This window comes from Gordonia sp. DT219 (assembly GCF_049847065.1).
In the GTDB taxonomy this organism is placed as follows: Bacteria; Actinomycetota; Actinomycetes; order Mycobacteriales; family Mycobacteriaceae; genus Gordonia.
Window position 1 is genome coordinate 36,172 of the sequence record NZ_JBNCNR010000008.1, and the last position, 18,813, is coordinate 54,984.

At 67.4% G+C, this 18,813-nt stretch carries 21 protein-coding genes; 14 read left to right on the forward strand and 7 right to left on the reverse strand.

What is annotated here, in order from left to right; genetic code table 11:
• The first annotated feature begins 133 nt into the window (after positions 1-133).
• Both ACPXB3_RS11860 and ACPXB3_RS11865 read left to right on the forward strand, forming a co-directional pair.
• A complete protein-coding gene (locus ACPXB3_RS11860; RefSeq protein ID WP_425727716.1) occupies positions 134-1,234 on the forward strand; it encodes a 3-deoxy-7-phosphoheptulonate synthase in 1,101 nt (366 codons plus the stop codon).
• Between the two features lie 62 nt (positions 1,235-1,296).
• Positions 1,297-1,680 (forward strand): helix-turn-helix domain-containing protein, encoded by a 384-nt coding sequence (locus ACPXB3_RS11865; protein WP_425705120.1) that lies wholly within the window; start codon positions 1,297-1,299, stop codon positions 1,678-1,680.
• A gap of 19 nt (positions 1,681-1,699) precedes the next feature.
• On the opposite strand, the gene ACPXB3_RS11870 is transcribed toward ACPXB3_RS11865, so the two are convergent.
• From ACPXB3_RS11870 to ACPXB3_RS11885, 4 genes are all read right to left on the reverse strand, one after another.
• Entirely contained in the window at positions 1,700-2,305 is a 606-nt protein-coding gene (locus ACPXB3_RS11870; protein ID WP_425705119.1) for a ClpP family protease, read from the reverse strand.
• Positions 2,302-2,916, reverse strand: coding sequence for a ClpP family protease (locus tag ACPXB3_RS11875; protein WP_425727717.1), 615 nt, complete (start codon positions 2,914-2,916; stop codon positions 2,302-2,304). The genes ACPXB3_RS11870 and ACPXB3_RS11875 overlap by 4 nt, the downstream gene beginning before the upstream one ends.
• Before the next feature lie 108 nt (positions 2,917-3,024).
• Positions 3,025-3,693 (reverse strand): PAQR family membrane homeostasis protein TrhA, encoded by a 669-nt coding sequence (gene trhA / locus ACPXB3_RS11880; protein WP_425705117.1) that lies wholly within the window; start codon positions 3,691-3,693, stop codon positions 3,025-3,027.
• Positions 3,694-3,770: 77 nt separating this feature from the next.
• Positions 3,771-4,220, reverse strand: a complete 450-nt coding sequence (locus ACPXB3_RS11885) for a MarR family winged helix-turn-helix transcriptional regulator (RefSeq protein ID WP_425705116.1) — start codon at positions 4,218-4,220, stop codon at positions 3,771-3,773.
• A gap of 65 nt (positions 4,221-4,285) precedes the next feature.
• On the opposite strand from ACPXB3_RS11885, the gene ACPXB3_RS11890 reads away from it, so the two are divergent.
• The 3 genes from ACPXB3_RS11890 to ACPXB3_RS11900 all read left to right on the forward strand — a co-directional run bounded on the left by ACPXB3_RS11890 (position 4,286) and on the right by ACPXB3_RS11900 (position 6,919).
• Complete coding sequence (locus tag ACPXB3_RS11890; protein ID WP_425727718.1) at positions 4,286-5,395, forward strand: hypothetical protein; 1,110 nt, start codon at positions 4,286-4,288, stop codon at positions 5,393-5,395.
• Positions 5,396-5,437: 42 nt separating this feature from the next.
• Positions 5,438-6,241 (forward strand): isoprenyl transferase, encoded by an 804-nt coding sequence (locus ACPXB3_RS11895; protein WP_425705114.1) that lies wholly within the window; start codon positions 5,438-5,440, stop codon positions 6,239-6,241.
• Positions 6,242-6,622: 381 nt separating this feature from the next.
• Positions 6,623-6,919 carry a hypothetical protein gene (locus ACPXB3_RS11900; RefSeq protein ID WP_425727719.1) on the forward strand — a complete coding sequence of 99 codons (297 nt, stop codon included), beginning with the start codon at positions 6,623-6,625 and terminating at the stop codon, positions 6,917-6,919.
• A 484-nt stretch (positions 6,920-7,403) separates the two neighbouring features.
• Here ACPXB3_RS11900 and ACPXB3_RS11905 read toward each other — a convergent pair whose 3' ends face one another.
• Positions 7,404-7,661, reverse strand: a complete 258-nt coding sequence (locus tag ACPXB3_RS11905; protein ID WP_425727720.1) for a hypothetical protein — start codon at positions 7,659-7,661, stop codon at positions 7,404-7,406.
• Between the two features lie 253 nt (positions 7,662-7,914).
• Here ACPXB3_RS11905 and ACPXB3_RS11910 point away from each other — a divergent pair, with 253 nt between their 5' ends.
• The gene (locus ACPXB3_RS11910) at positions 7,915-8,163 is read left to right on the forward strand and encodes a hypothetical protein (protein WP_425705113.1); all 249 of its coding nucleotides are present in this window, start codon (positions 7,915-7,917) and stop codon (positions 8,161-8,163) included.
• Positions 8,164-8,182: 19 nt separating this feature from the next.
• On the opposite strand, the gene ACPXB3_RS11915 is transcribed toward ACPXB3_RS11910, so the two are convergent.
• Positions 8,183-8,635 carry a MarR family winged helix-turn-helix transcriptional regulator gene (locus tag ACPXB3_RS11915; RefSeq protein ID WP_425727721.1) on the reverse strand — a complete coding sequence of 151 codons (453 nt, stop codon included), beginning with the start codon at positions 8,633-8,635 and terminating at the stop codon, positions 8,183-8,185.
• Positions 8,636-8,692: 57 nt separating this feature from the next.
• Between ACPXB3_RS11915 and ACPXB3_RS11920 the strand changes: the two genes are divergently transcribed.
• A complete protein-coding gene (locus tag ACPXB3_RS11920; RefSeq protein ID WP_425727722.1) occupies positions 8,693-9,061 on the forward strand; it encodes a cupin domain-containing protein in 369 nt (122 codons plus the stop codon).
• A 15-nt stretch (positions 9,062-9,076) separates the two neighbouring features.
• Here ACPXB3_RS11920 and coaA read toward each other — a convergent pair whose 3' ends face one another.
• Positions 9,077-10,018: a type I pantothenate kinase gene (gene coaA, locus ACPXB3_RS11925; RefSeq protein WP_425705110.1), complete on the reverse strand. Its 942-nt coding sequence runs from the start codon at positions 10,016-10,018 to the stop codon at positions 9,077-9,079.
• A 172-nt stretch (positions 10,019-10,190) separates the two neighbouring features.
• Here coaA and ACPXB3_RS11930 point away from each other — a divergent pair, with 172 nt between their 5' ends.
• From ACPXB3_RS11930 to ACPXB3_RS11960, 7 genes are all read left to right on the forward strand, one after another.
• A complete protein-coding gene (locus ACPXB3_RS11930; RefSeq protein ID WP_425727723.1) occupies positions 10,191-11,441 on the forward strand; it encodes a DUF885 domain-containing protein in 1,251 nt (416 codons plus the stop codon).
• A 61-nt stretch (positions 11,442-11,502) separates the two neighbouring features.
• Positions 11,503-12,834 carry a serine hydroxymethyltransferase gene (gene glyA, locus ACPXB3_RS11935; RefSeq protein WP_425705108.1) on the forward strand — a complete coding sequence of 444 codons (1,332 nt, stop codon included), beginning with the start codon at positions 11,503-11,505 and terminating at the stop codon, positions 12,832-12,834.
• Between the two features lie 67 nt (positions 12,835-12,901).
• Positions 12,902-13,774, forward strand: a complete 873-nt coding sequence (locus ACPXB3_RS11940) for an acyl-ACP desaturase (protein WP_425705107.1) — start codon at positions 12,902-12,904, stop codon at positions 13,772-13,774.
• Between the two features lie 317 nt (positions 13,775-14,091).
• Positions 14,092-15,399, forward strand: a complete 1,308-nt coding sequence (locus tag ACPXB3_RS11945; RefSeq protein WP_425727724.1) for a PhoH family protein — start codon at positions 14,092-14,094, stop codon at positions 15,397-15,399.
• Between the two features lie 105 nt (positions 15,400-15,504).
• Positions 15,505-16,326, forward strand: a complete 822-nt coding sequence (locus ACPXB3_RS11950; protein WP_425705105.1) for an SDR family oxidoreductase — start codon at positions 15,505-15,507, stop codon at positions 16,324-16,326.
• An 82-nt stretch (positions 16,327-16,408) separates the two neighbouring features.
• Positions 16,409-17,674 carry an acyl-CoA dehydrogenase family protein gene (locus ACPXB3_RS11955; RefSeq protein ID WP_425727725.1) on the forward strand — a complete coding sequence of 422 codons (1,266 nt, stop codon included), beginning with the start codon at positions 16,409-16,411 and terminating at the stop codon, positions 17,672-17,674.
• Positions 17,675-17,711: 37 nt separating this feature from the next.
• On the forward strand, positions 17,712-18,770 hold the full coding sequence (locus tag ACPXB3_RS11960; RefSeq protein ID WP_425705103.1) for a phosphotransferase family protein: 1,059 nt from the start codon (positions 17,712-17,714) through the stop codon (positions 18,768-18,770).
• Positions 18,771-18,813 lie beyond the last annotated feature (43 nt).

Below are 18,813 nucleotides of genomic sequence, written 5' to 3' on the forward strand. Positions count from 1 at the left end.
CGCACGTACATCCCGGAGCCCCGAGCAGTGACCTCATGGTCGCTGCTTTCGTCATTTCCATGGGCCTCCGGTGTGGCAACGGCGGGTGGGACATGAAGGCGACACGGCACCCAACCCGCGAAAGGCACCAGAAGTGACCACCCTCGGAGATCTGCCCCGTTCGATGCCGGCATCGGCAACTCTTGCCGCCGAATCGACCTCGGATCGGCGTATCAGGGCGTTCCGGCCCATCCCGTCGCCCGACACCATTCGCACCGAACTCCCGCTGACGGCGCGCCGCGCGCTCACGGTGCAGCGGGACCGCGACGAGATCGCCGCGATCCTCGCCGGCGCCGACGACCGGCTGCTCGTCGTCATCGGGCCGTGTTCGGTGCACGATCCGGTCGCCGCCCTCGACTACGCGCGTCGCCTGGCCCCGCTGGCGCAGCAGTACGCACCGAGTCTCAAGATCGTGATGCGGGTGTACTTCGAGAAGCCGCGCACCACCGTCGGATGGAAGGGCCTGATCAACGATCCCGGCATGAACGGCACCTTCGACGTGGAACGTGGTCTGCGAACCGCACGATCGCTGCTCCTCGACATCATCGACCTGGGTCTGCCGGTCGGCTGCGAATTCCTCGAACCCACCAGCCCGCAGTACATCGCCGACGCGGTCGCCTGGGGGGCGATCGGCGCCCGCACGACGGAGTCGCAGGTCCACCGTCAGCTGGCGTCGGGACTGTCCATGCCGATCGGCTTCAAGAATGGCACCGACGGCAACGTCCAGGTGGCGATCGACGGGGTCAAAGCTGCTGCGGCGCAACATGTCTTCTTCGGCGTGGACGATTTCGGCCACGGTGCGCTGGTGGAGTCGGCAGGCAATGCCGACTGCCACATCATTCTGCGCGGCGGCACCGCCGGCCCCAACTTCGACGACGCCTCGGTCGTCGACGCGGTGGCGGCGCTGGACAAGGCGGGACTGGCGGCCCGGGTCATGATCGATGCCAGTCACGCCAACTCCGGCAAAGACCACGTTCGGCAGGCGCAGGTTGCGTATGAGATCGCGGCGTCGATTCGCGCGCAGCGCGCAGCCGGCGACCCGGCCCGCGTGAGCGGGGTGATGCTCGAGAGCTTCCTGGAAGCCGGTGCACAATCTCCCGACGCCGACCCGCTCGTCTACGGCAAGTCGGTCACCGACAAGTGCATGGACTGGGAGGCCAGCGCCGCCGTGCTCGCCGAGCTGGCGCGCGACTGAGTCCGTTCTGCTGACAGCAGAAGCGGGCCGGGCGCTCGCCGCCGCGGAACTACGATCGCCGCATGGACGATCGGACATCGCTCGACGACACCCGTGACGCCGTGGAGCCACTGCTGCGGGAGGTGACGGGCCGGGTGTTGCGGCGTCACCGCCACGAGCGGGGCGAGCGGCTCGTGGAAACCGCCCGCCGCGCCGGCGTGTCCAGTCAGTACCTGTCGGAGCTCGAACGCGGCCGCAAAGACGCCTCGAGTGAATTGCTGGCGGCGGTGGCCGGGGCACTGGGATTGACGCTGCTCGACCTCACCCGTGAGGTGACCGCCGACCTGACCCGTGCCGCGGTACCGGCCCTGCGCTCGGTTCCCGGTGCGATCCCGATGCGGTCCGTCGGCACGTCGAACCAGCCTGTGCCGCAGAGGTGTCGGGGGCCGGTGGCGCTGGCGGCCTGAACCTCGCCGATGCGCCCGCTCAGCGATCTCCGGCCGGGATGCGCTCGTCGATGATGTGATCGGCGATGCCGTATTCGACGATCTCGCCCGCCCGCAGGACCCGGTCGCGGTCGGTGTCGCGGCGCAGGGTGGCGACGTCCTGGCCGGTGTGTCGGCTCATCGCCTGTTCGATCTCCTCGCGAGTGCGCAGGATCTCCTCGGCGGCGAGGATGAGATCGGGAATCGTGCCGCGGCCCTGACCCGATGGTTGGTGGAGCAGTACACGGGCGTGGGGGAGCACCGCGCGGCGGCCCGGCTCGCCTGCGGCCAGCAGGAGTGCCGTCGACGACAGTGCTTGTCCCACACAGGTTGTCGCAATTGGAGCGTGGCAGTACTGCATCGTGTCGTAGAGCGCGAAGGTCGCCATCACCGACCCGCCGGGCGAATTGATGTAGAGATCGATCGGCGCCTGCGGGTTGTCGGAGTCCAGGTGCAGGATCTGGGCGATCAACGCGTTGGCGACGCCGTCGTCGATCTCGGTGCCGAGGTAGACGATTCGGTCGTCGAGCAGGCGGCTGTAGACGTCCATGACCCGCTCGCCCTGCGGGGACCGGCTGATGACATTGGGAATCGTGTAGGTGCTCACCGCGATACCCCGAAACCGGCCGCGGCGCTCGCCGTGGGCGCCAATTGGGCCACCGAGTCGACGATGTGGTCGACGAAGCCGTACTCGCGCGCCTCGGCGGCGGTGAACACATGGTCGCGCAGGGAGTCGTCGAAGACGCGCTCCCGCGACTGTCCGGTCCGCTCGGCGATGATGCCCAGGACGGTGTCGCGTACGTGGCGCAGATCGTCGGCCTGCAACTCGATGTCGGGCGCGTAGCCGCCGATCCCGGCCGATCCCTGATGCATCAGCACCTTGGCGTGGGGCAGGATGAACCGCTTGCCGCGGGTGCCGCAGCAGAGTAGGAATTGCCCTGCGCTGTACGCCATTCCGAGGTTCACGGTCACCACGTCGTTGGGGATGATCGCCATGGTGTCCATGATCGCGAGCATCGCCGGTACCGACCCGCCCGGCGAGTTGATCCACAGGCCGATGTCGGTCATCGGGTCATGTGCGGAGAGCATCACCAACTGCGCACACAGCTGGCTGCCGATCTCGTCGTCGAGCGCCGAGTCGAGCATCAGGATCCGTTGATTCAGTAGCCCTTCGGCGGTGTGCTTACGCAAGGGCAGAGGTCTCTTGTCATCGCTCATGCGGTTCAGCATGCGGCGCGATGACGGCTCCGGACAGCCGATGCTGCCCTCGGCAGGAGGACACCGCGCAGAGCAGAATCGCCGGGGCAGTCGTGTCGTGGTCGGTGGTCAGGCGGTCAGAACCAGCCAGACCGCGACGTAGTGGGCCAGCGCGGCGATCGCGGTGCACACATGGAACACCTCGTGATGGCCGAACACCGTGGGCCATGGGTTCGGCCAGCGCACCGCATAGAGCACCCCGCCGATGGTGTAGAAGATCCCGCCGAGGACCAGCAGCACGATCACCAGCACGCCGGCGTCGGAGATCAGGGTCGGGGCCACCGCGATGATGACCCAGCCGAGCAGTACATAAAGGGCGACGCCGAGCCATCGTGGGGCGCCCGGCCACGCGAGTTTCAGTGCGACGCCGGCCAGTGCGCCGGCCCAGACGATGCCGAGCACCCACCAGCGGACCGGGTCGGGTAGGGCCACCACGCAGAACGGCGTGTAGCTACCGGCGATGAACACGAAGATCATCGAATGGTCGGCGCGCTTCATGCGGATCTGTGCGCGCGGGGTGCGCCAGGCGATGCGGTGGTAGCTCGCGGAGACCGCGAAGAGGCCGATCACGGTCAGTGCGTAGGTCGCGCACGCGAGCGCCGCCGAGGTACCGCGTAGGCACGCGGCACCGACGACGACGGCGATGCCGCAGGCCACGGCCACATACGCCGAGTAGTGGTGGATGACGCCGCGCAGTCGGGGCGGCTCGTCCGCCGGGGTCGTCAGCAGCGCGGTCATGCAACCTACGCTACCGTAACCTGGTGTCCGCATGGCGGTGTTCTCCGACGCAGTGCCGCATGCCGGTGAGGTGTCGCTCAGATCGGGTCCAGGGGCGCCGAACTGTTGTAGCGGTGCAGGAACTCGGCGAATCGCTGTATGTCCTGCGGCGGCCAATCGGCCAATCGTGCGGCGATCTCGGCGCCGCTGCGTCGGCGTATGTGCCCGAGAATCACCCGGGCGTTCTCGGTCAATTCGAGGGCCTGGGTTCGCGGGCTCGAGGCGTCGTGGTGGCGGCGGAGCAGGTCGCGTCGCCGTAACTCGCCCAATTGCCGGCTCGCAGTGGATTTGTCGATGCTCGCTGCGCGGGCAAGGGCGCCTGCGCTGATTCCGGGATGGTCGTCGACGAGGGTCAGCAACGAGTACTCGACGAAGGTCAGCCCATCCTCCCCATAGATCTGACGGGCGCCGTTGCGCAATCGGCGCGAGAGTGTCACCAATTCCTGGGCAACCTGTTCGGCGGTCGAGGCTTGCTCGGAAGCATCCATGGTTGTACTCTACAACTTAATGGGGTTGCATAATGCAACTTCGACTTGGTGAGAGAGGTACACCCATGTCATCGGCCCCCAATCCGGCGTTGCCGCTCAAGACGATCGCCGCGCACGTCGCCGTCCCGTTCGTCATCGGGATCGTGATGGCGCTGTGCTATCTCGGCGGCTTCCACAAGCCGGATCCGCACGAGCTTCGGGTGAACGTGGTCGGCGACACGGTCGCCACCGCGGTGACCGCACAGGAACTTCAGCGGGATCTCGGTGATCACGTCGACATTCGCACCGTCACGAGCGTCGACGAGGCCCGGTCGGCGATCGAACACCGAGAGATCGCGGCGGCCTTCGTGCCCGATGCCACGAACCCTCAACTACTGGTGTCGACGGCGGCCGGGGACCCGACCGCGGTGATGCTCGAGCGGATCTTCACTCAGGTCACCGTCGCCCATCAGCAACCCCTGCACGTCGTGGATGTGGTTGCCGCCGACCCCTCCCGCGATCCATCCGGACAGAGCCTCTTCTTCTTCCTCGTGGCACTGACCGTCGGCTCCTACGGCACCGGGATCGCCATCGCGGTGGCCGCCGGCGGACGCTCGTTGCGCGTCCGAGCGGGCCTGGCCGTCGGAGCCGCGGTGCTCGCCGCCGGCGTCCTCACCTTGATCGCGGTGTTCGGCTTCGACGCGCTGCCCGGCGCGCAGTGGCAGATCTTCGGCTTGTCGATTCCCTACGCGCTGGCCACGATGTTGTTCGCCATCGGGCTCCACCCACTGATCGGCCGATTCACGACCCTGGCGATGGTCACGATATTCGTCGGACTCAACTTCACCAGTTCCGGCGGTGTCTTCGCCCCCGAGTTGCAACCACGCTTCTTCGCCGCCCTGCACGACTTCTGGATCGGCGCCGGGTTCAACGAGGCCGCGCGTGACCTCGCATACTTCCCGCAGGTCTCCCTCGCCGGCCCGGTCGGCAAGGTCATCGGCTGGCTGATCGCCGCCGCCGCCCTGGTGGTGGTGGCCGGCATCGTCGAGCGTCGTCGGCAGGCCCCGGCCGCCGTCCCGGCGAGCACCGGAGCCGGGCGGCACGAGCGTTCCGGACAGCAGCCATCGACCGAGCGGATACCGGCGGAGCTGACGCCGACGCAGGAAGAGGAGCTCGCCGAGGAAGTCGTGGCCTGACCTCATCCGGTTGCCGCCGGACGACGGTTAGGCTGGTGTCCGATGAAACTGCTTCCCGATCGCCTGCGCGGCGCGATGCTCAGCGTGTACGAGCGCCGGCTGATCCAGCTGATGGACACCACGCGGCTGCCGCACCATGTCGCGATCATCTGCGACGGCAATCGGCGCTGGGCGCGGGAGGCGGGTTTCGAGGACGTCAGCCACGGACACCGCGTCGGTGCACAACGGATCGCCGACATGCTCGGCTGGTGTTCGGAACTCGACATCACCACCGTGACGATCTACCTCCTCTCCACCGAAAACCTCCAGCGTGATTCCGAAGAACTCGACGCGCTGCTGGAGATCGTGCCCGACATCGTCGACGAGATCTCCGCGCCGATCACCGACGGCGACCCGCACCACGGCAACTGGCGGGTGCGCATCGTGGGCACACTCGAGCAGCTGCCCGAGCCGGTGGCCGAGCGGCTGCGCGCCGCATCCGAGCGCACCCGGGACTGCGACGGGATGAACGTCAATGTCGCGATCGGCTACGGCGGTCGGCAGGAGATCGCCGATGCGGTGGGCGCCCTGCTCGCCGAACAACTCGGCGAAGGCGCGACCCCGCAACAGATGATCGACGCGGTCACCGTCGAGGCGATCGACCGCAACCTCTACACCAAAGGGCAACCCGACCCGGATCTCGTGATCCGTACGTCGGGGGAGCAGCGGTTGTCCGGATTCTTGTTGTGGCAGAGCGCCTATTCGGAGATTTGGTTCACCGACGCGTACTGGCCGGAATTCCGGCGAGTGGATTTCTTGCGCGCACTGCGCGACTACGCGGCGCGGAATCGGCGGTTCGGTAAGTAGCGCGCCGCGGCCGGGCGCTGCCGGCGAGACGGGGCAGCCGGGGCGGAGTCGAGCGAGTCGTCTTGTTGTGATCGTCGCCGTTCCGGCGATGGACGGAGTGCCGGGCAAATAGCTTCATGGTCGATGCTGACCCCTGTCCGCGGTGAGTCGTTCCTGGCCCTGCCGTCATTTCCCGCGGTCATGCATCTATCGAAGCAGGCGCAAGGGACGTGGATGACCGCGCACCCGCCTATCGATCAACGAGTGAAGCGTGCCCGTCGACGATCGCGGCGAGTCGCCGACGAGACGGCAACGTCGAAGATTGTCGGTGGGCGAGAGAACACTACGAGCACAACACGGAGTCGCCGAGGATCGACCTGACCAGAGAGGGGACCGTTGATCATGGACGGACTGGTGTTCTTGCTCGCGGCCGCGGTGCTTGTACTGATCTTGTTGTGGGCGTTCGGGTCGATCGTGGGCCGGGTGGCCGGTGTGTTGCTGGTGCTCGACGGACTCGGCGGCTTCGTGGTGCACGGTGCGACGCCGGGGTGGCGATACGTGATCGAGCTCGGCGCCGGGATCGGGCTGTGGATGTTCGGTCACTGGCTGTTCGCGGCGAAGCACGGCGCGTGGCGCAGCCGGCTGGGGCGGATGGTGTGGCGGTCGCCGCTGTTGGCGTGGATGGCGCCGGCACCCTGACGACGGGCACTTCTTTGATGATGTGCCCAGCCGGTCAAAGGTGTGGGCGAGATTCGGATGTTGGCGGCAGCGGGGGTTCGGGCGGTTTGGGCTTCGGGTGTGGAGCTGGGGTGGACTCGATGGTCGTCGCGGGCGGTCTGAGGCCGTGGGGTGTGGGTGGTGTGGTTGATCCGGACTGGCGTAGGTTTCGCCGTCACCGCCGGCTGCGTGGTGTTCGAGCATGGCGGTGAAGATATCCACGGGTCGTTGCTCATCGCGTAGGCCGGTGGTGTCGGCGAGGGCGAAGCCGACGGTGTCGCTGGCGGGGAGTATGCCAGGTCGTAGTTGCGCGGCAAACCAGGACGGATCGTCGGTGAGGAAGCTGGCGTGGCGGGCGGCGTGCACGGCGTCGACGGTGCGCCAGTTGATGTCCCACCCGCCCTCGTTGAGGTAGTAGGTGAAGAACACACGGTGGGTGCGGCAGTTCGGTGTGCGCCGCCGGCTGTCACCGACGGTGGGGGCTGTCGCGCTGGCTGGCTCGCTCTGCAGCGAACTCGGCCAGCATGCGGTCATGTTCTTCCTCGATGGTGGTTTCACCGCGGTCGATGCGAGTGATGGCGGCCTTGTCGGCGTCGGTGAGTGGCATTCCGGCCATAGTGTGGCCGGCGTCGATGGCGGCGATGATCTGTTCGGTCGAGCGTCGCGCGCGGTCGGCGCGGATTTCCTCGCGACGGGTGCTGTGGGTGCGGGGTGGTGGGCTCATGACGTCCATTGTGCGCCTTCCGTGTGGGTGTGTTTCTGGGTTGTGGAGGTGAGTTGCGGGTTGAGCAGCCATCCGTGACAAGTCGCGGATGGTGGCATCACGGCCGTTCGTGCCGGCTTCGGCGGTGACGACTTCCAGTCCGCGACTGACTGCGGCGATCTCGGTGCTTTCCAGTGCACGGTCGCCCAGGAACGGGTCTATCGCGAACTGCTCTCGCCCGACGTCCTGACGGTGGTGCGCTCGGCTCAGTGGTATGAACTCGCCGAGCAGCTACTCGGCCGGGCGCGGCGACGTCGAGGTGGCCGGGCCGGCCGTCCTCGATCTGGTCGATCTGGCCAAAGGCATTGCGCGGCAGTCGGGTTCCCCGAAGTGTGTGCTCGGCATCAACGTCGGCGGGTCGGCGCTGCGTACGGACGGACTGTTGCCGCGCGGTGACTTCGTGCAGACCGCGACCACAGTCGAGCAGTGGCCGGCCAGGCGGGCCGAGAAGAAGTCGAGCTGAGCGCCGCCTGAAGTCCCGATCACCATGCCGGCCGGGGCGGGGTGCCCTCGCCCATGCGGTGTAGCGCATCGAGGGCGGTTGCCATGGCACCGCGCCCGATCTGTCTCTCGATCTCGCCGGCCACCGCTGCGGCAGTACGCGCGGCCAGTTCGGTGACCCCGCGTCCGCGGTCGGTGAGTTCGACGAGGCGCGCACGGCGATCGGTCGGATGTGGGCGCCGGGAGACGTAACCGTCGGCCTCGAGGGCTTCGATGATCGTCGCGGCCGACTGTTTGGTGATACCCAGGTGCGCGGCGATCTCGTTCACCGATGCGCCGGCGGCGGCGATCCGCGCGAAGATCACCCCGTGTACCGGCCGCAGTCCCGGGTGGCCGTGCGCGGCGATCTGATCGTTGATGCGTTCGGCGACGGCCGCCTGGGCCCGCATCAGTAGGAACGGAAGATCGGCGATGGGGGGAAGCGGGCTTGACATGAGGGCAGTCTAACTGTCTTATAAAGACAGATAATCTGTCCAACTAGGGAGTGGGATATGCCTGTTGTCACGCAGCCGACCGTGCATGGGATGCACGGATCACTATTTGAATCATTCGTCAGCCCGTCGCGCGGCAGCACCGAATTATGCGCCTGGCGAACGGTTGTCGGACCCACTCAGCAGGGTACGGCGCACCGGGTGGACCGCGAGGAGATCTTCTTGGTGCTGGGCGGCGAGCCGGTGCTGTACCTCGACGGCCGTCCCGAGGCCCTTCAGGTCGGTGCGGTCGTCTTCGTTCCGGCCGACAGCGAAGTGCGCCTGGACAATCCGGGTATGCATGAGGCGACGCTGTGGGTCACGGCCGTTGCCGGCCTACAGGCGACGACGGCATCGGGACAGCAGATCAGTCCGCCGTGGGCGCAGTAGTCGCGGGAACCGGATTCACAACTTGCGCAGGCGGACCCGATTGATCGAATGGTCGCTGTCCTTGCGCAGCACGAGAGTGGCGCGCGGGCGGGTCGGCAGGATGTTCTCGCGTAGATTGGGGAGGTTGATCGAGGTCCAGATGTCGCGTGCGGCGATCATCGCCTGCTCATCGGTCAACGACGCGTAGTGGTGAAAGTGTGAATTCGGGTCGGCGAACGACGTCGAGCGCATCTGCAGGAATCGCGAGACGTACCACCGCTCGATGTCGGTGGTCTTGGCGTCGACGTAGATGGAGAAGTCGAACAGGTCTGACACCATGAGGGTCTCGCCCGTCTGTAAGACGTTGAGTCCCTCCAGGATCAAGATGTCGGGCTGACGAATGTAGTGGCGGACATCGGGCACGATGTCGTAGGTCAGATGCGAATAGACGGGCGCGGTGACCTCGCGGGCCCCCGACTTGACCTCGGTCACGAAGCGCAGCAGCGCACGCCGATCGTATGACTCGGGAAAACCCTTGCGGTGCATGATCTCCCGCCGTTGCAGCTCGGCGGTGGGTAACAAGAAGCCGTCGGTGGTGACCAGGTCGACCTTCGGGTGTGATTCCCAGCGGGCGAGCAGGGCGGCCAGCACGCGTGCGGTCGTCGACTTGCCCACGGCCACACTGCCGGCGATCCCGATGACGAAGGGCACCTGTTTGTCGCCGCGCCGGTCGCCGAGGAAGGTCGACGTCGCAGCGAACAGCCGCTGGCGGGCGGCGACCTGCAGATGGATGAGTCGCGACAGCGGCAGGTAGACCTCGGCGACCTCGGTCAGATCGATCTGTTCGCCGAGGCCGACGAGCTGGGCGAGCTCGTCGGAGGTCAGCACCATCGGCATCGATTCACGTAGTTCACGCCACTGTTTGCGGTCCAGTTCCATGTAGAGACTGGGATCGCGATCACTGGAGTGGCGTGACATCAGCGCCGCCCCGGACCCGTGACGGTCGCGACTGAGGTGCTCGTCATGCACCCACCCTATAAGGGGACCCCGGCCGCCCGGTCCCGCGCCCTCGCACTCGCCGCGCTCGCCGCGGCTGTCCGTTGTCTGCTCGCGTCATCGGTTGTCGCCGCGTTCTCGGTAGCCTGCCGGTATGCCTTCTTCGCGTCCGGCGGCGGCGCCGTCTGGAGTTGTCACCGAATATCTGTTGCTGGGACTGGCCTTCGACCGCCTCGAGGAGGGGTTCGTCGACGCCTACACCGGGGATCCGACGCTGCGTGCGGCAGTGCAGAATGCGCCCGCGCCGCATCCGTCCCGGCTGGCCGACACCGCACGCGGTCTGCAGACCGACCTGCCCGGTGACCTCGATCCGGGCCGGGCGGCATTCATCGCCGCGCACCTGCGCGCATTGGAGTGTTCGGCGCGCAAGTTCGCCGGCGAGGAAATCGGCTTCGTCGAGGAGGTCCGTGCCTACTTCGACGTCGACATCGCGCCGGGCGATCCGGCGACATATCGCGATGCGCACGCCGAACTCGCTGTGGCGCTGGATGTCCCGGGCGCCACGGCGGAGTCATTGACGGCGGCGTACACCGCCTACCGGCGCGCCGAGGAGATACCCCCCGAGCGGGTCGACGACTGCGTGCGCGCATTCAGTGGCGCGTTGCGCGAGCGGGTGCGGGCGGTCTATCCGCTGCCCGACTCGGAGATCGTCGATTTCGAGGTCGTCGCCGACAAGCCGTGGTCGGGATTCAACTACTACCTCGGCGGATACCGGTCGCGGGTGGCGATCAACGGTGATCTGACACAACACATGTCGAGTCTGCCGCAGCTGATCGCGCACGAGGCCTATCCCGGACACCACACCGAACACTGCCGCAAGGAGCAGCTGCTCGTCGGTGGCGGCCAACAGGAGCAGACGATCTTCCTGGTCAACACGCCGCAATGCCTGATGGCCGAGGGACTCGCCGACCACGCGCTCGGCGCGATCATCGGACCGGACTGGGGAATATGGGCGGCCGAGATCTACGCCGATCTCGGACTCCGGTTCGACGGGCGACGAGCCCAGCGGGTGGGCCGGGCCACCGCTGGACTGCTCGGCGTGCGTCAGGACGCCGCGCGGATGCTGCACGATCAGCACACCGACGCCGACACCGCCGCCGAATTCCTGCAACGCTGGCTGCTCGCGCCGCCGGAGCGGGCTCATCAGATGCTGCGATTCCTGACCTCGCCGTTGTGGCGGGCGTACATCTCGACCTACGTCGAGGGCTACCGGCTGCTGCAGCAATGGCTCGATTCGGCCGCCCCCGCAATCGCCGGCGCCCACCGCACGACCCGATTCGGCCGGCTGCTCGACGAGCCGCTGATCCCGGCATCGCTACGCGCGGAACTGGGTGCGACACCCTGACCGATGCGGCGAGGTCCGGGCGGATTATTCGGCTCGCCGCGATGGCCATAGACTTGCGGGCATGACCGAGAACGCCTCGTCCGCCCAATCCGTGAACTCGACGCCGGTGAATTCGATGTCGCTGGCCGAACTCGATCCCGACGTCGCCGCCGCGATGAACGGTGAGCTGAGTCGTCAGCGCGACACCTTGGAGATGATCGCGTCGGAGAACTTCGTTCCGCGCGCGGTGCTGCAGGCGCAGGGCAGCGTGCTGACCAACAAGTACGCCGAGGGTTACCCCGGCCGTCGATATTACGGCGGCTGCGAATACGTCGACGTCGTCGAGGACATCGCCCGCGATCGGGCCAAAGAACTCTTCGGGGCCGACTTCGCGAACGTGCAGCCGCATTCCGGCGCGCAGGCCAATGCCGCGGTGCTGGCCGCACTGATGGAGCCCGGCGAGACATTGCTCGGACTCGACCTCGCCCACGGCGGTCACCTGACCCACGGCATGCGTCTGAACTTTTCCGGAAAGCTCTACGAGAACGCCTTTTACGGCGTCAGCAAAGAGGATTTCCGCGTCGACATGGACGAGGTGCGCAAGATCGCCCTCGACACCCGGCCCAAGGTGATCGTCGCCGGGTGGTCGGCCTACCCGCGCATCCTCGATTTCGACGCCTTCCGCTCCATCGCCGACGAGGTCGGCGCCTACCTGTGGACCGACATGGCCCACTTCGCCGGGCTGGTCGCCGCGGGGCTGCATCCGAGCCCGGTGCCCGCCTCCGACGTGGTGTCCTCGACGGTGCACAAGACGCTCGGCGGGCCCCGCTCGGGCATCATCCTCGCCAAGCAGGAGTGGGCCAAGAAGCTCAACTCGGCGGTGTTCCCCGGCCAGCAGGGCGGTCCGCTCATGCATGTGATCGCAGGCAAGGCCGTGGCGCTCAAGATCGCCGGGACCGAGGAGTTCGCCGAGCGCCAGCGCCGGACCGTGTCGGGTGCCAAGATCCTCGCCGATCGGCTCACCGGGCAGGACGTCACCAAGGCCGGGGTATCGGTGCTGACCGGCGGTACCGACGTCCATCTGATCCTCGTCGACCTGCGCAACAGCCCACTCGACGGCCAGCAGGCCGAGGACCTGCTGCACGACGTCGGGATCACGGTCAATCGCAATGCGGTGCCCTTCGATCCGCGGCCGCCGATGGTGACCTCGGGACTGCGGATCGGTACCCCGGCGTTGGCCACGCGCGGGTTCGGTGACGAACAATTCGCCGAGGTCGCCGACATCATCGCGGGCACGCTGGCCGCCGGGCCGAGCGCGGATGTGTCGGCGTTGCGCGCCCGCGTCTCGCGTCTCGCGTTGGACTTCCCCCTCTACGACGGCCTGGAGTCGTGGGGGCTGATGAGCCGGATCTGACTCTCGGCGCACTCGAAGGGTGCCCGGCCTGCCGTCGATGCGGACCCTTGGCGTACCCTCGGGCGCGATGAACGCACTCACCGAGGACGACCTGATCATTGCGCTCGAGAAGGCGCTTCCGGAGATCTCTGAGGATCACCACGCAGCGGCGACGCCGTGGAATCCGCACGACTGGATTCCGTGGGACGACGGGCGCAACTTCGCGTTCCTCGGTGGCGACGATTGGGACCCCGCCCAGGCGACTCTCTCCGACGAGGCGCGTGCGGGCACGCTCGCGCTGCTTCTCACCAAGGACAACCTGCCGTCCTACCATCGGCTGCTCGCCATACACTTCCCGGCGTTCTCCGAGTGGCGTCAGTTGGTGGGTGTGTGGACCGCCGAGGACAACCGGCATGCCGTCGTGCTGCGGGACTACCTGGTCGTGCGGCGCGCGATCAACCCGGTCGACGCCGAAAACCACCGCCGCGAGCACGTGACCAAGGGATATCGGCAGCGACCGGAGCTGGTGCGGGATCTCGGCCCACTCGACGTCCTGGCCTTGATGGCCGTGCACGAGAACCAGTGCGTGCAGTTCATCAAGCGGCTGTCGGGGGCAGTGACCGACGACGTGTATCAGCAGATCCTCGTCAAGATCAGCGCTGACGACGAATTGCAGGCCCGCACCTTCGTGAACTTCCTCGGCGCCGGCCTCGTCGCCGACCAGGATGCGACCGTCATCGCGGTCGACGAGGCGCTGGCCCGGCTGACCACCGAGCCGATCGGCTTCGACATCGACGACTTCGACGCCGAACGCGCATTGATCGCCGATTACGAGAACGGCCAGACCCACGCCGCGATCGCCGCGAGTATCGCCGACGGCCTCAAACTCGAGAGCCTCCAGGAACTCGGCGCGGACGCTCAGGCCGCACGCCGGCGCATCCTCGCTCTCGCCGGCAGCTGATCCGGCCTTCCCGCGCACGCACTCGGCCGCCGTGGCGGCCGAGTGCGTCACTGCGTCCGACGATACGGGCGTTTACGTGGAATTCACGCCGACACACCTTCGGGGGCGCGCCGCGCCGGGGCATTCCGCGTACGTTGACGGGTGACGGGCCGCGGGGAAGCGGTTCGTCCGGGAGGTTCTCAATCGTGGTGTGCAACAGCAACGCGAGGGGGCCGGCCCCGGTCCCCGTCCATCTCGCCTGAGGCGAGAACGGACCGAGATCATGCCGGTCGACTTGAACTGGTTTGTGCGGGTGCCGCACAACTGTAGGAGCCCACGTGACCACACGCACCTACGTCCTCGACACCTCCGTCCTGCTCTCTGATCCCTGGGCGGTCACCCGTTTCGCCGAACACCACGTGGTTCTGCCACTGGTGGTCATCGGCGAACTCGAGGGCAAACGTCACCACCACGAGCTCGGCTGGTTCGCCCGCGAGGCCTTACGGCTCCTCGACGACCTACGGCTCGATCATGGGCGGCTCGATGTGCCCTTCGGAATCGGTGAATCCGGCGGCACGCTGCAGGTGGAGCTCAACCACACCGACCCGGCGGTCCTGCCGGCCGGATTCCGCACGGACACAAACGATTCGCGCATCCTGGCGTGTGCGCTGAACCTGCGGGCGGAGGGAGCCGACGTCATCCTCGTCTCCAAGGACACCCCACTGCGGGTGAAGGCCGGTGCCGTCGGCCTTGCCGCCGACGAATATCACGCCCAGGACGTCGTCGTCTCCGGCTGGTCGGGGATGACCGAGCTCGATGTCGCGTCCGAGGTCATCGACACTCTGTTCGCCGAGGGGGTCGTCGACCTGGATGCCGCTCGAGAACTCCCGTGCCACACCGGCGTTCGCCTTCTCGGGCCGGGCTCGTCGAGCGCGCTCGGCCGGGTCAACGAATCCAAGACCGTCCAGCTGGTGCGCGGTGACCGCGAGGTGTTCGGTCTGCACGGCCGCTCGGCCGAGCAGCGGGTGGCGCTCGATCTCCTCCTCGACGACACGGTCGGGATCGTGTCGCTCGGCGGCAAGGCCGGTACCGGTAAATCGGCACTTGCCCTGTGCGCCGGTCTGGAAGCCGTGCTCGAACGCCGCACCCAGCGCAAGGTCGTGGTCTTCCGTCCGTTGTACGCAGTCGGTGGCCAGCAACTCGGCTACCTACCCGGCGGTGCCGACGAAAAGATGGGTCCATGGGCGCAAGCCGTCTTCGACACGCTCGAAGGGCTGGCATCGCCGGAGGTGCTCGAGGAGGTCCTCGCCCGGGGCATGCTCGAGGTGCTGCCCCTGACGCATATCCGCGGTCGGTCCCTGCACGACTCGTTCGTCATCGTCGACGAGGCGCAATCGCTGGAGCGCAACGTGCTGCTGACGGTGCTCTCGCGACTCGGCTCGGGCTCGCGTGTGGTGTTGACCCACGACGTCGCCCAGCGCGACAACCTGCGGGTCGGCCGGCATGACGGGGTGGCCGCCGTCATCGAAAAGCTCAAGGGGCACCCGCTTTTCGCGCACATCACGCTCACCCGCAGTGAGCGCTCACCGATCGCCGCACTGGTCACCGAGGTGCTCGAGGAGTTCGCTCCCGGCGCCGTCTACTGACGCAGCCCCGGGTCGGCCGGTGACCGTCGCCGGCCGACCCGGGACCACGACCGGCAGCCCGCACCGCCCTTGAACTTGAAACCGGGTTCAAGTACGGTACGGATCATGGAGATCCAGAACACAGTTGCCGTCGTCACCGGTGCGGGTGGCGGCATCGGGGGAGCCATCGCCCGTGCGCTGTCTGCGGCGGGCGCCCGCGTCGTGCTGACCGACCTCGACGCCGACGCCGTCACCGCGACGGCGAAGACCATCGCCGACCGCGGCGCAGAGGTGGTGGCGCGCTCGGGAAATGCTGCCGACAACGCGCACATCGACGAGGTGATCGCCGCTGCCGCCGAGCATTTCGGCCCGGTCGACATGTACTTCGCCAACGCCGGGATCGGCGGGGCCACCGGCCTCGAGGCCACCGACGACGACTGGGCCACCGTCATCGATGTGAACCTGATGGCCCACGTGCGCGCCGCGCGCCGGCTCGTCCCGGAGTGGGCAGAGCGAGGCCGCGGGTATTTCGTCAGCACCGCCTCGGCGGCGGGTTTGCTGACCCAGCTGGGGTCGGCGACGTATTCGGTCACCAAGCACGCGGCGGTCGGATTCGCCGAGTGGCTCTCGGCGACCTACGGTGACGCCGGAATTCGGGTCAGTTGCCTGTGTCCGATGGGCGTCGACACCAAGTTGCTGCGTCCCGACGCCACCCCGGATACGCCCGGCGGGCGCCTCATGCAGCGGGCGGTGGAGACCGCAGGCGCGGTGCTCACCCCCGACGAGGTGGCGCAGCTGGTGCTGGCCTCCGTCGCCGACGAGCGTTTCCTCATCCTGCCGCACCCCCAAGTGCTCGAGATGTATCGCCACAAAGGCGCCGACTACGACCGGTGGCTGCGCGGGATGCGCCGCTATCAGGCATCGCTGCTCGCGCCGCAGGATGCATGAGCCCGCCCTGGCGGACCGTGCCTTATTCACTCATCACCAGACCCATCAATCAGTCACCACGCTCTCATCGAGGAGAAGTCGCATGACCCTGTTCGAGCCGTCGCCGCGCGCCGAAGACTACCGCCGCAAGCTGCTGGCCTTCATGGACGAACACATCTACCCCAATGAGGCGGTGTATTCGCAGCAGATGCGTGAGTCGGCGAATCCGCATGCGACGCCGCCGATCCTGCTCGAGCTCAAGGCCAAGGCGAAGGCCGAGGGGCTGTGGAATCTGTTCCATCCGTATGCCGATTGGGGCCCGGGTCTGACGAACCTGGAGTACGCCCATCTCGCCGAGATCATGGGCCGGGTCGGCTGGGCGCCCGAGGTGTTCAACTGCAACGCACCCGACACCGGCAACATGGAGGTGCTCACCCTCTTCGGCACCGATGAGCACAAGGAGCGCTATCTCAAGCCGCTGCTCGACGGTGAGATCGCCTCGGCCTTCGCGATGACCGAACCCGCGGTCGCGAGCTCGGATGCGACGAACATCGAGCTGCAGATGGTCCGAGACGGTGACTCCTACGTCCTCAACGGGCGGAAGTGGTTCGCGTCCAACGCGGTCCGTCCGGACTGCAAGGTGCTGATCGTGATGGGCAAGACCGATCCGAGTGCGCCGACGCACCGGCAGCAGTCGATGATGGTCGTTCCCACCGATGCGCCCGGCCTGACGATCCTGCGCAACCTCCCGGTATTCGGGTATGTGGACCGGGAAAGCCACGGCGAGTTGGTCTTCGACAACGTCCGGGTGCCGGCCACCGATGTCCTCAAGGGGGAGGGCGAGGGATTCGCGATCGCGCAGGCGCGGCTGGGGCCGGGGCGCATCCATCACTGCATGCGCGCTATCGGAATGGCCGAACGCGCACTGGAACTCATGTGCCGACGGGCTGGGGCACGGACCACCTTCGGGCGAGCGCTGGCCGACCGCGCCAACATCGCGGACTGGATTGCCGAGGCGCGCATCGATATCGAGATGGTGCGGCTGCTGACGCTCAAGGCGGCGTACATGATGGACACGGTGGGCAACAAGGCCGCCGCCACCGAGATCGCCGCGATCAAGGTCGCCGCGCCGAATGTGGCCCTCAAGATCGTCGACCGCGCCATCCAGGTACACGGCGGTGCCGGTGTGACCGACGACTTCCCGCTGGCGGAGGCCTATGCGCACCTGCGGACGCTTCGGCTGGCCGACGGTCCCGACGAGGTCCACAAGCGTGCCATCGCGCGACGGGAGCTACGCCAGTACCGCACGTCGGCGGCCGTGCCCGAGAAGGTCGACGGGGTATCGGACAACGCATTGTCGGCGCGCTAGGTGATGGTGGCCGTGCCGCTGCGCGAGGGGGTTGACGATGGTGAATGAAGGGAAGATTCACGAGACGGGGCTGGCCGTGATCCCGGAGGTCGACGCCGTAGCGCTCGGCGAGTGGCTCGCGCGCATCGGGGTCCGCCCGCAGGGTTCGATGACCTGCACGAGAGTCGGTCTCGGGCAATCGAATCTGACGTATCTGCTCGCCGACGAGGCGGGCGGGCGCTGGGTGTTGCGCCGGCCGCCGGTGGGCAATCTGCTGGCGTCGGCGCACGACGTGGTGCGCGAGGCGCGCATCCTCTCGGCGCTGGCCGGCACGGACGTACCGGTTCCCGCGGTCCTCGGCGTGTGCACCGACGAGTCGGTGAGCCCGGCGCCGCTGGTGGTGATGGAATACGTCGACGGTGTGGTGCTCGACGGCATGCCGACGGCGCAAGCGTTGACGCCGGCCACGCGTGGGCGCATCGCCGAGTCGATGATCGATACCCTGACACGCATTCACCGGGTGGATCTCGAGGACGTGGGACTGAATGATCTCGCCAGCCACAAGCCCTATGCCGCACGGCAACTCAAGCGGTGGAGTGCGCAGTGGGAAAAATCCAAGACCCGGGAGATACCGGCCCTGGACGAGCTGACGGGGCGGCTGTCGGCCAACATTCCCGAACAGCGCGAGACCCGCCTGGTGCACGGCGACTTCCACATTCGCAACGTGATGGTCGATCCGGAGTCCGGCTCGGTGCGTGCCGCGCTCGACTGGGAGCTGTCGACCCTCGGTGATCCGCTCGCCGACATCGGTAGCACCCTTGCGTATTGGCCGGCGGCAGGGGATATCCCATTGGCGGCGCCGGTGGAGCTGCTCGACGGATTTCCCTCGCGCGAGCAGTTGGCCGAGATGTATCTCGAGCGCAGCGGCCGTGATGCGCAGGCACTGCGATTCTGGCATGCGCTCGGCCTGTGGAAGGTCGCGATCATCGCCGAGGGGGTGTTGCGGCGCGCTCAGGACAACCCGGCCAACCGTGCTGCCGCCGGGGTGCCGACCGGCGACATCATCGACCTTCTGGTCGACAAGGCGAGTGCCGTCGCCGATGCGGCCGGACTGTAGTGGAAGGACCGGGATGTCGGCCCCGGAAGGGTCGATGGACCCG